Below are 15712 nucleotides of genomic sequence, written 5' to 3'. Positions count from 1 at the left end.
CTCCGAGATAGTGCCTGGCACTATCTCGGAGCGCGGTCAGGCGAAGGCGTCGCCGTCGGACGCAAGGCCGCTGTCGTCGCCCGCCAATTCGGCGTCGACGTCCGCCTCGTCGTAGGACACCGCCTCTTCGTAGGACACCGCCTCGTCGTAGGACACGGCCTCGTCGTAGGACGGGGGCTCGACGTCGGCGGCCAGATCGTCCATGCCGCTCGACGCACCGGATGGGCCCAGGGCGTCGGTGGATGCCCGGAGGTTGCCCAGCCGCTCGATGGCGCCGTCGAGATCCGTCGTGTCGTCGGGCGTGCTGTGCTGCGGGGTCTTCATCATCATCTCGACGCCGTCGCTGATCCCGTCGCCGTCGCTGTCGGGATTGTCCTGCTTGGTGCCGGCCTGGTCCTCCAAGTAGTCGCGCACGAGGTCACGGTCGCGGTCGGAACCCTCGGCGGCGAACTGCTTGCGCACGTCGGCGATGAACTTCGCCCGCGCGGCACCGCCGGCGTTGGGTCGCAACGGGTCGCCGAATGCCAGATCCTCGCCGTCCTCGTACCCGTCCCCGTCGGTGTCGGCGACGTTCGGCTTCGTGTCGAGCCACCACTCGGCCCAGTCGTTGAGCCCGTCGCCATCGGGGTCGGCCTTGTCCGGATTCGACCCCCAGCGCTGCTCGAACGAGTCCGACAGGCCGTCGCCGTCCCGATCGGGTCCTTCGCCGAGACGCCGTTCGGGGTGTTGGTAGTTCGACCCGGCCATCACGTCACCGTTCCTTTCGCGACCACCGCGAGGGCGACGGTACGCCCCACGCCTGCCACGGTCACCGGGAATCCTCCCGGTTGTCCTGAACCACGGGACTCCCGGCGGCGAGACTGGTCCGGTGACTGCCGAGGGACACGCGGACGTGATCGTGGTCGGGCTGGGAGCGATGGGGAGCGCCACGGCCGACGCGCTCGCCGGGCGCGGCGTCAGCGTGATCGGCCTCGAGGCGTTCGGCCCCGGCCACGCGAACGGCTCCTCGCACGGCACCCACCGCATCGTCCGACAGGTGATCGAGGAAGGCCCGTTCTACGTGCCGCTCGCCCTCGACGCCTTCGAGCGCTGGGCCCAGCTCGAGGAGGACACAGCGACCGAACTGCTGGTCCGGTGTGGAGCGATCCGCCTCGGCCCGCCGGGCTGCGAGCTGCTGGCCGCGTTCCGGGCCAGCGCCGACGCCTGGTCGCTGCCCTACGAGTCGCTCAGCGGACCGGACGTGAGCGCGCGGTTCCCGGGTTTCGCCGTGCCCGACGACTACTGCGGCTACTTCGAGCCCGGTGCGGGCTTCGTGCACGCCGCCCGCGCCGTCGCCACGCTGCAGGATCGGGCTCGCCGGCGCGGCGCCGACCTCCGCTTCGGCCAGCCGGTGAGCACGTGGACGGCCGGGCCGGACGGCGTTGGTGTGTCCACAGCGACCGAGACGTTCGCCGCCGATCGCCTGGTGATCACGGCCGGCGCATGGACGGGACGGGTGTCTCGACTGGACGTCCCCCTCGTGGCCAACCGCGTCGTCAACGCCTACTTCGAACCGCACGACCGAGAGCTGTTCTCCCCCGATCGCCTGCCGCCGTTCATCGTCGACGGCGGCGACCTCGATGGCGGCGGTGGGACGAGCGGCGAGGGCACCCCGGCCCTCCGCAGCGGCACCATGTACGGCATCCCGGTGGTGCCGGGCGACGGCCTCAAGGTCGGCGTGTCGGGTACTCCGACCGACCCTGATCACGTCGATCGCGTCGTCACCGCCGACGAGGTCGCCGCGTTGCGCAGCTGGGTCGATCGCTTCCTGCCCGCCGCCTCGGGCCCGGTGGCGTCGACGCTGACGTGCCTCTACACCAAGACTCCGGACGAGCACTTCGTGATCGACCGGCATCCCGACCACGACAACGTCGTGGTCGCGTCGCCCTGCTCGGGCCACGGGTTCAAGTACACGCCGGCGATCGGCGCGCTGCTCGGCGACCTGGCGACCGGTGCCGAGCCGCGGCACGATCTCCGCCCGTTCGCGCTCGACCGCTTCGCCTGACCGATCGTCACGACGGGTCGATCGCCGGTGTCCGGCTCGGCTGCGAATGGAACGCCAACCACGCGGCGCACGCCAGGACGGCGATGCCCAGCACGATGTCGGCGATGACGTGCGTGAGCTGGAAGGCGTCGAACTCGGAGGGTGACACGTCGGTGAAGTGCAGCAGACCGACGATGCCGCTCCCCGAATAGGCGGCGAACCCGAGCGCGGCCCGGTCGTACCGCCGGGCGCGGTACTGCCGCACGGCCCAGATCAGGGCGGCGGTGTAGGCGACCCACGCCAACGGCACGACAGGACGCTTGATCAGGCGGGTCACCACGTTGGGGTCGTCGCTGACGAACTGGTCGTAGCGGATCGTGTTGTCGACGTAGTGGACGACCGAGACGACGACGGCGGCCACGAGCACGACCGTCAGGATCTTGGTGAACCGTTCCATGACGACCAAACTAGGACGATCGCTCTAGCGAGTCAACGGTCTACGCTGACGCCATGCCATCGAGGACCGGATCGACGACCAGATCGACGACCAGATCGACGACCAGATCGACGACCAGATCGACGACCAAGGCGCGCTTGCTGGACACGGCAGCCGAACTGTTCCGCCGGCAGGGCTACGCCTCGACCGGGCTGAAGCAGCTGACCGTCCAGGCCGGCGCGCCGTTCGGGTCGCTCTACCACCACTTCCCCGGCGGCAAAGACGAGCTCGCCGAGGCGGTCATCCGCGGCGCAGCCGACTACTACCTCGACCTCGCCCTGGAATCGTTCGACCCCGATCTCGACCCGCCGGCGATGATCCGGGCGATGTTCGCCGGAGCCGCCGATCACCTCCGTGAGAGCGACTACGCCGACGCCTGCCCGGTCGCCACGGTGGCCCTGGAGGTGGCCAGCACCAACGATCGCCTGCGCCAGGCCACCCACGACGTGTTCGAGATCTGGCTGGCCTGGCTCGAGTCGTACTTCACCGACGCCGGCATGCAGGCTGCCGCCGCGCGGACCTCGGCGGTGCACTTCCTGATCGCCCTCGAAGGGGCGTTCCTGCTCGGCCGGGCGTCGCGTTCGACCGAGGCCCTGTCGATCGCCGGCGACGCCGTCGCCGCCCAGGTGGCGGCCGAGTTGGCGACCGGGCCGTGACGAACACCTGATCGCCCACGAACAAAAGTTCGATATGGTGGACGGGTGGACAGGACGGCGACGGCTCGACCAGCGGTCCCCGACAACTGGGCGGCGCCCGTGTTGTCCGGCGCGGCGCTGGCCAAGGACCGCCTGTTGCCGGTGGTCGAGCCGCTGGCCACGCTCCTTCCCGAGGGCGGCCTCGTCCGCGGTCAGGCGATCGTCAGCAGCGGGCCGGCGGCCCTGTCGCTGGCCTTGGCCGCCGTCTCGGGCGCCGTCGCCGCCGGCTCATGGCTGGCCGTCGTCGACGTGCCGATGCTCGGGCTCGAGACCGCCGCAGAGTTCGGCATCCCCCTCGAGCGGATCGTGCGGATCGATCCCGGTCGTGGGCGAGCAGGGTCGACCGGCGGCCGTGACCGCGGCACCATGTGGGCCGAGCTGATCACGGCGACCGTCGACGGCTTCGAGATCGTCATCACGCGTGTGCCCGACATGCTCAGCCGGGCGATGGCGACCCGGGTGCAAGCTCGTTGGAAGGCCCGCGGTGCGGTCGTCGTGGTGGTCGGCCGGCCGGGACCGGTGTCGGCGGCCATCGAGCTGGGGTCGGCCCGCGCCCGTTGGGAAGGCATCGAGCCGGGCGCCGGCCACCTCCGGTCCCGACGGGTGGTCGTCGAGGCGAGCGGTCGGCGCACGCCCCGACCGCGGCGCGCCGAGCTGTGGCTCCCCGGTCCGGGCGGCGTGATCAGCCGGGTGGGTGGCGGGACCGTCAACGCGGTGGACGACGCGATGAGCGTCGGGGCCGCCTACCGACCCGACATCTCATCGCACTCGGCGGCTGGGTGACGATGAACGAACGGACGCTGACGCTGTGGTGGTCGGGCTGGCCGGTGGTGGCCGCCAGGGCGGCGGCCGGACCGGGAGCCATCGATCCCGCGCAGGCGGCGATGGTGGTGCGGGCCAACCGGGTGATCGCCTGCTCCCCCGCCGCGGCAGCGGCCGGAGTGCAGCGCGGGCAGCGCCGCCGTGTCGCCCAGCAACGTTGTCCCGAAGCGGTGCTGCTCGACGACGATCCCGATCGTGACGCCCGCCTGTTCGAACCGGTGGTGCAGGCCATCGAGCGGTTCACGCCCCGCCTCGACGTGGTCGAGCCGGGCTGGCTGGCGATCGCCACGCGAGGCCCGTCGCGCTACTTCGGCGGCGACCAGCGACTCACCGAGCAGATCGTCGCCGACGTGGCCGAGCTCGTCGGCGAGATCGACGGCTACGGCGTGGGGGTCGCCGACGGCCGCTTCGCCAGTGCCACCGCCGCCCGCCGGGCTGCCGACGCCACCGTTCCGCCGGCGCGTCCAGGCCGGGGCGGGACGTCGTCGCGCCGGCAGGGCGATCGCATCGAGATCGTCGAACCCGGCGCCACGGCAGCGTTCCTCGCCCCGCTGGCGATCGACTGGCTTGCCGACACGGGCGGCGTCGATCCCGGCCTCGTCGGGCTCTTCGCCCGCCTCGGCCTGCTCACGCTCGGTGACCTCGCCGATCTGGCGGCCACCGACGTGACCGCCCGGTTCGGCCCCGACGGCGGCCGAGCCCATGCGCTCGCGTCCGGCACCGACGAGACCGCTCTGCAGACACGTGTGCCGACGCCGCTGCGGGCGGTGGAGCGAGCGTTCGACGAACCGGTGCTGCAACTCGAACCTCTGGTGTTCGTCGGCAAGCAGCTGGCCGACGAGCTGGTCGACGATCTCGAGGCCGCCGGCCTGTCGTGCGTGCGGCTGGCGGTGACGGCCGAGACCGAGCACGGCGAGCGCAGCGAGCGCTCCTGGTACCGGGCCGGCGGACTGTCGCCGCTCGCCATGGTCGAACGGGTGAGGTGGCAGCTCGACGGCTGGGTCAACGGCACGTCGATGTCGGTGGGCACCGGGTCCGCCTCGTCGGCGCCCAGCGCCATCACCGCCGGTGTGGTCCTGCTGCGGCTCGATCCCGTCGAGCTGCGGCCGTCCGGCGGTGATCAGCAGGCGTTGTGGGGCGGCACGTCGGCGGCCGACGAGCGGGCGGCGCGCGCCATCGCCCATCTCGCCGGCATCGTCGGCGAAGAGGCGGTGAAGGTGCCGGCGTGGCAGGGCGGCCGGTTGCCCGGCGATCGCTACCGCTGGATCCCGGCGACCACCGTCGATGTCACCGATCCCGACGACACCGCCGAACGGCTGCGCCCTCCGGTCGCCCAGACCCACCCGTGGCCGGGGGCGATCCCGGCGCCGTCACCGGCGATGGTGCTCGACCGTTCGACCGGTGAGCGTCCGCCGGCCGCCGAACTCGTCGACGCCGACGGATGTCCGGTCACCGTCAACGGCCGCGGGATGATCAGCGCGGCGCCGGCGGCGATCACGGTCGGCTCACATCGTCCACAGACGGTCGTCGCGTGGGCCGGCCCGTGGCCGCTCGACGAACGGTGGTGGGACACGCGCCGTCATCGCCGCCTCGCCCGTCTGCAGGTGGTCACCGACGACGGCACCGCTCGCCTCCTCGCCGCCCGCCGCGGCCGCTGGTGGGTCCTCGCCACGTATCTCTAGCGTTCCCTACAAACGATTCGCTGAAGCTCATTGGCCACGCAGGCCGCGCGCGCCGGCTCCCTCCGCTGGCGCTCCGGTCGCCTACCCGCTCGAACTCCAGGACGCTCGCTTGCCGCACTCTCCGTCACCAACCTCGGGGTCTCGACGCCAGCGCGGCTCGTGGGATGTTTCGGGGGTTGGATCGTGACGGTTGTCGTCACGATCCAGCCCTAGATCACCGAATGGCACGATCGAGCCCCAGATTCTCGACGTGTCCAGCGTCCACCCGGCCACTATGTCGATCGCCTCACCTTCGGAGCAGCAGCCGTCACCGGCGACACAGCCCAACCTGCGGCCAGCAGACGACGAGAGAGGCGCGACGGCCCCGCCGAAGTGCCGACCCAGCGCGCTCCCCGAGGCCCACCCCGTAGGCACTTCCACCGTTCAGGACCCACGAAGCGACAGGAGCGCCCGAAAACGCGACGCCAGACGGCTGAGAATCACTTGTCTACAAGGCGCGATCCTTTTCGATCACCGTGATGCCGGACTCGCTGACGGTGAACTGCTCGGCGTCGTGGACGGCGTCGAACCCGATGCGGTGCCAGTCGGGGATCACCACGTTCTTGTCGACGATGCAGCGGTTCAACCGGGCGCCGGGACCGACCCGGACACCCGGGAAGAGGATCGAGTCGGTGACGTGGGCGTCGTGGGACACGTAGCAACCATTGGAGATGATCGACCGCTCCACGTGGGCGCCCGACACGATCGACCCTTGACACAGCAGGGACCCGTCGACGTAGGACGGCTCGTAGCCGGGCCCGCGTGACACCTTGGCCGGTGGCTCGGCGCCCCGGTACGTGTACACCGGCCAGGCGTCGTTGTACAGGTTGAACGCCGGCAGCGGGGCGATCAGGTCCATGTTGGCGGCGAAGTACGAGTCGATCGTCCCGACGTCGCGCCAGTAGCCCCGCTCGCGATCGTCCTGGCCGGGCACGACGTTGGTCGAGAAGTCGTACACGTGGGCCACCCCCTGGCGGGTGAGCGCCGGCAGCACGTGGCCGCCGATGTCGGTGTACGTGTCGTCCCGGGGCGTCACGACGTCGACGAGCGTCTGCGTGTCGAACACGTAGTTGCCCATCGAGGCCAGGCACCGCGTGTCGTCGCCCGGCATCGTCGGCGGGTTGTCCACCTTCTCGTGGAACTCGAGGATCTTGCCCGACTCGTCGACCTCGATCACGCCGAACGACCGGGCCTCGTGGACCGGCACGGGGATCGCCGCCACCGACACGCCGGCGCCGACCTCGACGTGGTGGTCGATCATCTGGCGGGGATCCATGCGGTAGATGTGGTCGGCGCCGAACACGGCGACCAGATCGGGGCTCTCGTCGTGGATCAGGTTGAGGTTCTGGTAGATCGCGTCGGCCGAGCCGGAGAACCAGAACGGGCCCCGCCGCATCTGTGCGGGTACCGGCGTGACGTAGTCGCCGAGCATCGTCGAGAAGCGCCACGTCTGGCTGATGTGGCGGTCGAGGCTGTGGCTCTTGTACTGCGTGAGGACCACCATCTTGAGCAGTCCGGCATTGGCGAAGTTGGACAGCGCGAAGTCGATCAGCCGGTACGAGCCCCCGAAGGGCACCGCCGGTTTGGCCCGGTCGTTGGTGAGCGGGAGCAGGCGCTTGCCCTCTCCGCCGGCGAGCACGATCACGAGGACCTTGGGGTCAGCCACCTGGCCCAAGGTAGTCAGTGCGACGGCGGGTGCGCGGTTCCTCGCACCGCAAAGGTGGCCGGATCCGCCGCCCGCGACGCGATGAGCCGTTGGTAGAGCGCGATGTAGCGCCGCACCGGGTCCCGCCACGACCAGTCGATCCGCATCGCCCGCTTCGTCATCGCCTCTCGCTGGCGACGGTTCGACAATCGCCGGACCGCCCGGAAGAGCGCGGCCGTCACGGCCGCCTCGGTGACCGCGGGCGCGACGAAGCCGGTGCCGTTGCGCTGCCGGTCGGCGTCGACCACGGTGTCGTGCAGACCGCCGACGTCGGTGACCACCGGAAGGGCGCCGTACCGCATGGCCTGCATCTGGGCGAGGCCGCACGGTTCGAACCGGCTCGGCATCAGGTAGATGTCGGCGGCGCCGAACAGCAGGTGGGCGAACGCGTCGTCGTAGGCCTCGACGAAGGCGAACGAGCCGGGATGGGCGGTAGCTGCCGCCCGCAGGTGGTCGGCGAGCCTCGCGTCGCCCGTTCCGAGCACCACGAGCCGCAACGGGACGTCGTCGAGCACCGGCACCAACGGGGCGACGAGGTCGACCCCCTTCTGGTCGGTGAGCCGCGTCACCATCACGGCGAGCGGCCGGCCGTCGTCGCCCTCCCAACCGACGCGTCCGGCGACGACGGCCCGGTTGCCGGCTTTGGCGGCGGCTCGGTCGTCGGTGGAGTCGGCCGCCGAGTAGGCGGCGGCGAGGGCGGGGTCGGTGGCCGGATCCCACGCCATGTCGTCGATGCCGTTGAGGATGCCCGACACCGCGGCCCAGCGATCGCGGAGCGCGCCGTCGAGGCCGAAACCACCCTCCGGGGTGAGGATCTCGGACGCGTACGTCGGCGAGACGGCGACGACGGCATCGGCCAGGGCGATCGCCCCGGACAGCGGATTGGTCCCGCCGTACCACTCGTAGTGAACGGCGCGCGGACCGATGCGCGTCAGCCACGATCCGTCGGTCGTTCCCTGATAGGCCAGGTTGTGGAGCGACAGCACGGTGGGCAGGGAGGGGTCGACCGCGGCCAGGGCGGCGCCCGTGTGCCAGTCGTTTACGTGGAGTACGTCGGGCCGGCGAGCTGCGACGAACGCGGCGATCGCCGCCGAGAACACCATGAACCGTTCGGCGTTGTCGGGCCACCCGGTGCCGTCGGGTTGCAGATAGGGATGCGCCCGGCGCAGGTTGGGGGCCGACACGAGCCGCAGGGGACCGGCGACGGCGTGGACCCCGGTGCGCATGGTGACCGGCCCCGCCCATCCCGGCACGACGAGCGGCTCGACCTGCTCGTCCGCCAGTTCCAGTCCGCTGTAGTCGGGCAGCACGACGTCGACCTCGACGCCCTGCCTCCGCAGCTCCGCCGTGAGTCCGGCGGCGGCCTGGGCCAGCCCGCCCACGGCGGCGACGGGCGCCAGCTCGGCAGTGGCGAACACGATCCTCATCACGTGAGTCTTACCCAATCGGCGGGCTGATGCCCCGGAACGCTTGCCCGGCGCGGGTGTGGTAGCTCGCGTCGTGATCGTCGGGTGCAGGGTCTAGTGTCCTGCGGATGCGACGTCGTGCAATCGTGGGGACAGCTGTGGCCGCCGTTTTGGCCGCGACCACCGGTGCCGGCGTGGCCACCGCGGCGGGCGACGGCGACAAGAACTCGGAGCTCGCCGAGGCCCAGTTCCGCGTCTATCTCCTCGCCAACACCAGTCTGCGCCCGAGCGACATCACGTGCACGCTCCCGCCCACGCAGAACAGCGACGGTGAGATGCTGTGCTTCGCCCTCGTCGGACGCGACAGCATCGCGGCGGTCGCCACCCTCGTCTCCCCCGGTGTCTACACGTTCACGGCGATCACCAAGTCGGACACCGTCCCCGGATCGGAACTGCCGGCTGGGCCCAACCCGACGCCCGATCCCACCCCCACGCCGGACCCCACGCCGGCTCCAGATCCGGCGAACCACTCGGCCGCCGACCAAGCGGTCCTCGACGCCGTCGCCGTCCTCGTCGGCGACAGCGGGCCGATCGGCGACCAGCTGATGGACAACAACGACGCGATCACGGCGGTCGATCCGATCACGTTCGACGAGTTGACGGCCACCGTGTCGGTATCGGTCACCACCGACGTCACCGATCAGGGCGTGCGCGACTTCACGGCGTTCGACGTCACCAACGTGCTCGCCTTCCTCTGGGAGACGGACTGGCCCCTTCGTGATCCCGACGCCACGATTCACCCGCGAGCCGAGGTGATCGTCGACGGCGAGATCTACGGCACGCCCTACGAGATCATGGTGCGGGTGGCCGACTACGAGATCGACTACGAGGAGTGGTTGAGCATCACCACGGGCCAGACGACGTCGGGGGTGAAGCCGGCGGGAGCGATCGCTGCCGTGGCCGCCGCCCACCGCATCGAGATGCTGCGCAAGGCCGAGCCCGCCCGGCAGGACCGCAGCCTCTTCGCCTGACGCCTCGCCAACCGGCGCCGGGCCGCCCCGTGTCCGACGGCGGGAGGGGATCACGGTCGGCCCATCGCCGAGATCTACGATCCCCCGAGTGACGATCACGGGCTCCACCGGCGTGCGGCGAATCGCCGTCGTCAATCGCGGCGAGGCGGCGATGCGCCTCGTCAACGCCGTGCGCGAGCTGCGCCACGAGACGGGTCAGGACATCCGCTCCATCGCCCTCCACACCGACGCCGAGCGGCGGGCGATGTTCGTCCGCGAGGCCGACGAGGCGGTGTGCATCGACGCCGGGCGTGACTCGGCGGCGACCGGATCTCCCTATCTCGACCTTTCCGTCCTCGAGGCCGCCCTCGTTGCTGCGCGGGCCGACGCCGCGTGGGTCGGCTGGGGCTTCGTCGCCGAGCGCCCGGAGTTCGCCGAGCTCTGCGATCGGCTGGGCGTCACGTTCATCGGTCCCCGGCCCGACGTGATGCGGCGCCTCGGCGACAAGATCGGCGCCAAGCTGCTGGCCGAGGAAGCGGGCGTGCCGGTGGCCGAATGGAGCGGCGGCCCGGTCGACTCGCTCGCCGCGGCCATCGCCGCCGGCGAGCGCATCGGCTACCCGCTGATGATCAAGGCCACCGCCGGCGGCGGCGGGCGAGGCATCCGCCGCGTCGACGGGCCCGAGGGACTGGCCGAGGCCTTCGACAGCGCCCGCAACGAAGGGGCCAAGGCGTTCGGCGACCCGACCGTGTTCATGGAGCGCGTCGTCACCGGCGCTCGTCACGTCGAAGTGCAGCTGATCGGCGACGAGCACGGCACGGTGTGGGCGCTCGGCGTGCGCGACTGCAGCCTCCAGCGCCGCAACCAGAAGGTCATCGAGGAGTCCCACTGCGTGGCGATCACTCCCGACCAGGACCGCGAGCTGCGTGCCGCTGCCGTCCGCCTCGCCAAGCTGGCCGGGTACACGAACGCCGGCACCGTCGAGTTCCTGTACTCAAGGGGGGCTCCGCCCCCCGTGGACCCCCCGACCTCCCCCACCGCCGGTGACGTGCTGTCGGGCTTCGCCTTCCTCGAGGTCAACACCCGGCTGCAGGTCGAGCATCCGGTCACCGAGCTCACCACGGGCGTCGACCTCGTCAAGCTGCAGCTGCACGTCGCGTCGGGCGGTGCCCTCCCCCACCCCGAGCCGCCGGCCCCGTCGGGATACGCCATCGAGGCCCGCCTCAACGCCGAGGATCCCCAGCGCGGATTCGCTCCGTCCCCGGGCACGATCGAAACGCTCACGTTCCCCGTCGGGTCCGGCGTGCGGGTCGACACCGGCGTTGCCGAGGGCGATGTGATCCCGCCCGAGTACGACTCGATGATCGCCAAGATCATCGCGTCGGGCCGCGACCGGGACGAGGCGATGGCTCGGCTGCGGCGCGCTCTGGAACAGACCGTCGCGCTCGTCCGTGGCGGCACCACGAACAAGTCGTTCCTTCTCGGCCTCCTCGAGCGACCCGAGGTGCTCGACAGCACGATCGACACGGCGTGGCTCGACCGGCTCACGGCCACCGACGAGCACCTCGTCACTCGCCACGCCGATGTGGCGCTCGTCGCCGCGGCGGTCGACGCGGCGCTCGACATCGCCCTCCTCGAACAGCAACGGTTCTTCGGCACGGCGGCGCGGGGACGGGCCCATGCCGACAGCTCCATCGGCCACGAGGTCGAGCTGCGCCACGGCGCGCATTCGTACCGGATCCCCGTGCGCACGCTCGGCACCGACCGTTTCGCCGTCCGGCTCGGCCGGGACGAGGTCGACGTCCGGGTCGACCGCCTCACGAGGACGCGGTCGCGTCTCGTCGTCGACGGGCGTTCGTTCGTCGTCATCGCCACGCCCCCCGACTGTGACGACACCGGCGACTTCCTCGTCGAGGTGGACGGCGTGACCCATCGCTTCTCGCGCGACGAAGCGGGCGTGGTCCGGGCGCCGGCCGCCGCGCTCGTCGTCGGCGTCGACGTCGCCCCCGGCGACGAGGTGGTCGCCGGCCAGCGACTCGCCGTCGTCGAGGCGATGAAGATGGAACTGGCGATCAACGCCCCCGTCGACGGCCGCGTCGGCGAGGTGTTCGTCACGCGCAACACCCAGGTCGACGCCGGCGCGCCGCTCGTCCGGGTGGAACCGTCCACCACCACCTCTGACGACCAGACCCCGGCCACGCCCGCACTCACCCTCGCCCAACTCGTCGGCCCGACCGCCGCCGAGGGCGGTGCCGGCGACACCGCCGCGACGTTGCGGGGGTTCATGCTCGGTTTCGACGTCGGTCCTGCGGCAGCTCGATCGGCGGCCGCCGCGATCAGCTGCCGGTCCCCGCACGACGACGCCGACGTGGAGGCGCTCGGGCTGTTCGCCGACCTCTGCTCGCTGTCGCCCGAGCGGCGCGATCCCGAAGCCGTCGTGACGAGCACCCCACGCGAGCTGTTCAGCGCCTACCTGCGCTCGCTCGACGCAGAGCGCGAGGGCCTCCCCTCGTGGTTCGTCGACCGCATTTCCCGTGCCGTCGCTCACTACGGCGTCGGCACGCTCGACGTCACCGCCGAACTGCAGGCCGCGCTCGTCCGCATCGCCATCGCCCATCACCGCCGCGACGAACAGCTGGGCGTCGTCACCGCCCTGCTCGAGGATCGACTCAGCGGCGCCCCGGCCACCGAGGACCCGTCCCGGCTCCGCGACGCCCTCGACCGTCTCATCGAGTCCACGCAGCGCCGCCACCCTTCGATCGCCAGCCTGGCGAGAGGGGTCCGCTACCGCTACTTCGACCGGCCTGTCATCGAGGCCCACCAGTCGAGCGTGCGCAGCGAGATGCGCACGGTCCTCAGCGAGCTCACCGCACCGGGCGTCGATGCCGCCACCGCCGCCGCCCGGGCCGACACGCTCGTCGCCTGCCCCCTGCCGCTCATGGCGCTGTTCACCGAGGGCGACCGGTTCGGCACCACCGACGATCCCGGCCCGCTGCTCGCCATCCTGACGCGCCGCTACTACAAGATCCGCACCCTGGAGGACCTGCGCGTCGAGACCGTGGACGGGTTCGCCGTGGTCCGGGCGATGTACCGCCACAACGGTCGCATCGTCCACGTGATCGCTCTCCGGGCGCGGCCGGGCGAGCTGGCCGACGCGCTCGACGCCGCGTCCGCCGCCGCCGGCGACGTGTCCCTCCCGGACACCGCTGTCGTCGACGTGTACGCTTGTCTTCCACCCGCCGACGACCGGTCCATCGACGTCATCGCCGGCCCGATCGAGGATGCGGTCGCGGCCTCAGCGCTGCCCGGCCTCGTGCGCCGCGTCGCCGTGATCGCCGCCCGGCCAGACGGCTCGGCGAGCCTGCCACTCACCTTCCGCCGTGCTGGGGACGACGGCGTGCGGCCCTACTGGATGCTGGCCGACGTCGCCGACGATGAGAACGCCCGCCGCGATCGATTCCGCGAAGATGTCAAGTTCCGAGGGCTCCATCCGATGATCGCCCGGCGTCTGCAGATGTGGCGCCTGGCCAACTTCGAGATCTCCCGGCTCCCGTCTGCCGACGACGTGTACGCCTTCAACTGCGTGGCGCGCGACACCGCTAGCGACGAGCGGCTCGTGGCGGTCGCCGAGGTACGCGATCTCACGCCGGTCCGCGACGATGCCGGGCGAGTGGTGGCGTTGCCCGGCGTCGAGCACGTGCTCGTCGGCTGCCTCGACGCGATCCGCCAGGCCCTCGCCCGGAGATCCGATGGGAGGCGTCTCGAGTGGAACCGCGTCATGCTCTACGTGTGGCCGCCGGTCGACTTCGGCTTCGACGAGGTCCGGGCCATCGCCCGCCGCCTGACACCGCTGACCGAGGGCCTCGGGATCGAGCAGGTGGTGGTCAGCGCCCGCTTCGCGTCGCCTGACGTGGCCGAGCCGATCGAGACGGTCCTTCGTCTCGGCTACGAGCCCGGCCGCGGTCTGACCGTCCGCGTCACCGAGCCGCCCGCCGCGCCAATGCAGCCGCTCGACGAGTACACCCGCAAGAACATCCAGGCCCGGCGCCGGGGTCTCGTCTACCCGTACGAGTTGATCCCGCTGCTGGCCGGCCGCGGCGGGTCGTTCGTCGAGTACGACCTCGACGACACCGATCGACTCGTTCCCGTCGATCGTGACCGCGGGCTGAACAAGGCCGGCGTGGTGGTGGGCATCGTCTCGACACCGACAGCGCGCTATCCCGAAGGGGTGACGCGCGTCGCGATCTGCGGCGACCCCACCAAGGCGATGGGGGCGATCACCGAGGCCGAGTGCCGGCGCATCCTCGGGGCGATCGACCTCGCCGAGGAGCGCGACATCCCCATCGAGTGGTTCGCCCTGTCGGCCGGTGCCAAGATCGCCATGGACTCGGGGAGCGAGAACCTCGACTGGGTCGCCACCGTCCTGCGCCGGCTCGTCGAGCACACGCAGCCGGGCGGGCGGGACGGCGGGCGGGTCGGCGGGCGGGACGGCGGGCGGGTCGGCGGGCGGGTCGGCGGTGAGGTCAACGTCGTCGTCGCCGGCATCAACGTCGGGGCCCAGCCGTATTGGAACGCCGAGGCGACGATGCTGATGCACACATCCGGCATCCTCGTGATGACGCCCGACAGCGCCATGGTGCTCACCGGCAAGCAGGCGATCGACTACTCCGGCGGCGTGTCGGCCGAGGACAACCTGGGCATCGGCGGCTATGCCCGCGTGATGGGCCCCAACGGCGAGGCGCAGTACTTCGCGCCCACCATCGCGGCGGCGTGCGACGTGCTCTTCGACCACTACGAGCTCACGTACCGGGCGCCAGGCGAGCGCTGGCCGCGGCCGGCAGCCACGGACGATCCCCGCGACCGCGACGCCGGCGAGGCCGTTCACACCGTCGAGGGCAGCGAGTTCACCACGGTCGGGGCGATCTTCTCCGACAGCACCAACCGGGACCGCAAGAAGCCGTTCGACGTGCGGACGGTGATGGGCGCCGTCCTCGACGCCGATCGCCGGCCGCTGGAGCGATGGGCCGAGATGGCCGAGGCGGAGATGGCCGTGGTGTACGACGGTCGTCTCGGCGGCCATGCGGTGTCGATGATCGGCATCGAGTCACGTCCACTCCCCCGTCACGGCTCGACACCGGCGGACGGCCCCGCCCAGTGGTCGGCCGGGACGTTGTTCCCGCTGTCGTCGAAGAAGGTCGCCCGCGCCATCAACGCCGCGTCGGGCCGGCGACCGGTCGTCGTCCTGGCCAACCTGTCGGGATTCGACGGCTCGCCGGAGTCCCTGCGGAGACTGCAGCTGGAGTACGGCGCCGAGATCGGCCGGGCCATCGTCAACTTCGAGGGGCCGTTCGTGCTCTGCGTGATCTCGCGCTACCACGGCGGAGCGTTCGTCGTGTTCTCGGCCCGGCTCAACGATGACATGGAGGTCCTGGCCGTCGAGGGGTCGTTCGCCTCGGTCATCGGCGGCGCCCCGGCCGCCGCCGTGGTGTTCACCCGCGAGGTCGACGAGCGCACTGGTGCCGATCCGCGGGTGAAGGCGCTGGAGGCGAAGGTGGCCGGCGCCGCCGAGGACGAGGCCAACGTGCGGCGAGCCGAGCTCGCCGAGACCCGCGATCTGGTGCGGGCCGAGAAGCTCGGCGAGGTCGCCGCCGAGTTCGACCGCATCCACAGCGTCGAGCGGGCCCAGGCGGTGGGTTCGGTGCATCGGATCATCGACCCCACCCGCCTGCGCCCCGAGCTGATCGAGGCCGTCGAGCGCGGCCTCGCCAAGATCGACGCCCGCCGCTGACGATCTGTGAGCCACGAGCGCGGGTTTCCGCGCTGTCAGCTCACAC

General features: G+C 71.4%; 10 protein-coding genes. 6 read left to right on the top strand and 4 right to left on the bottom strand.

Annotated elements, in window-relative coordinates:
- Positions 1–36: 36 nt before the first annotated feature.
- A complete protein-coding gene (locus tag DN771_RS25810) occupies positions 37–747 on the bottom strand; it encodes a hypothetical protein (protein ID WP_117000452.1) in 711 nt (236 codons plus the stop codon).
- Positions 748–868: 121 nt separating this feature from the next.
- Between DN771_RS25810 and solA the strand changes: the two genes are divergently transcribed.
- Complete coding sequence (gene solA / locus DN771_RS25805) at positions 869–2044, top strand: N-methyl-L-tryptophan oxidase (RefSeq protein ID WP_117000451.1); 1176 nt, start codon at positions 869–871, stop codon at positions 2042–2044.
- Positions 2045–2051: 7 nt separating this feature from the next.
- On the opposite strand, the gene DN771_RS25800 is transcribed toward solA, so the two are convergent.
- Positions 2052–2480 carry a hypothetical protein gene (locus DN771_RS25800; RefSeq protein ID WP_117000450.1) on the bottom strand — a complete coding sequence of 143 codons (429 nt, stop codon included), beginning with the start codon at positions 2478–2480 and terminating at the stop codon, positions 2052–2054.
- A gap of 137 nt (positions 2481–2617) precedes the next feature.
- Between DN771_RS25800 and DN771_RS25795 the strand changes: the two genes are divergently transcribed.
- The 3 genes from DN771_RS25795 to DN771_RS25785 are packed head-to-tail and all read left to right on the top strand — an operon-like array spanning position 2618 to position 5718.
- Positions 2618–3175, top strand: coding sequence for a TetR/AcrR family transcriptional regulator (locus tag DN771_RS25795; protein WP_205528781.1), 558 nt, complete (start codon positions 2618–2620; stop codon positions 3173–3175).
- A gap of 45 nt (positions 3176–3220) precedes the next feature.
- Positions 3221–3997 (top strand): hypothetical protein, encoded by a 777-nt coding sequence (locus DN771_RS25790; protein WP_117000448.1) that lies wholly within the window; start codon positions 3221–3223, stop codon positions 3995–3997.
- A gap of 2 nt (positions 3998–3999) precedes the next feature.
- The gene (locus DN771_RS25785) at positions 4000–5718 is read left to right on the top strand and encodes a Y-family DNA polymerase (RefSeq protein WP_117000447.1); all 1719 of its coding nucleotides are present in this window, start codon (positions 4000–4002) and stop codon (positions 5716–5718) included.
- 487 nt (positions 5719–6205) lie between these two features.
- On the opposite strand, the gene glgC is transcribed toward DN771_RS25785, so the two are convergent.
- Together glgC and DN771_RS25775 are read right to left on the bottom strand one after the other, a co-directional pair.
- Positions 6206–7423, bottom strand: coding sequence for a glucose-1-phosphate adenylyltransferase (gene glgC, locus DN771_RS25780; RefSeq protein WP_205528780.1), 1218 nt, complete (start codon positions 7421–7423; stop codon positions 6206–6208).
- Positions 7424–7437: 14 nt separating this feature from the next.
- Positions 7438–8889, bottom strand: coding sequence for a glycogen synthase (locus DN771_RS25775; RefSeq protein ID WP_117000445.1), 1452 nt, complete (start codon positions 8887–8889; stop codon positions 7438–7440).
- Between the two features lie 107 nt (positions 8890–8996).
- Between DN771_RS25775 and DN771_RS25770 the strand changes: the two genes are divergently transcribed.
- Positions 8997–9899, top strand: a complete 903-nt coding sequence (locus DN771_RS25770) for a hypothetical protein (RefSeq protein WP_162942415.1) — start codon at positions 8997–8999, stop codon at positions 9897–9899.
- Between the two features lie 88 nt (positions 9900–9987).
- A complete protein-coding gene (locus DN771_RS25765; RefSeq protein ID WP_205528779.1) occupies positions 9988–15666 on the top strand; it encodes an ATP-binding protein in 5679 nt (1892 codons plus the stop codon).
- Positions 15667–15712 lie beyond the last annotated feature (46 nt).

This window comes from Desertimonas flava, from assembly GCF_003426815.1.
GTDB lineage: Bacteria > Actinomycetota > Acidimicrobiia > Acidimicrobiales > Ilumatobacteraceae > Desertimonas > Desertimonas flava.
Note: the sequence above shows the minus strand (reverse complement) of the source record. Positions and strands in the feature narration are given on the sequence as shown.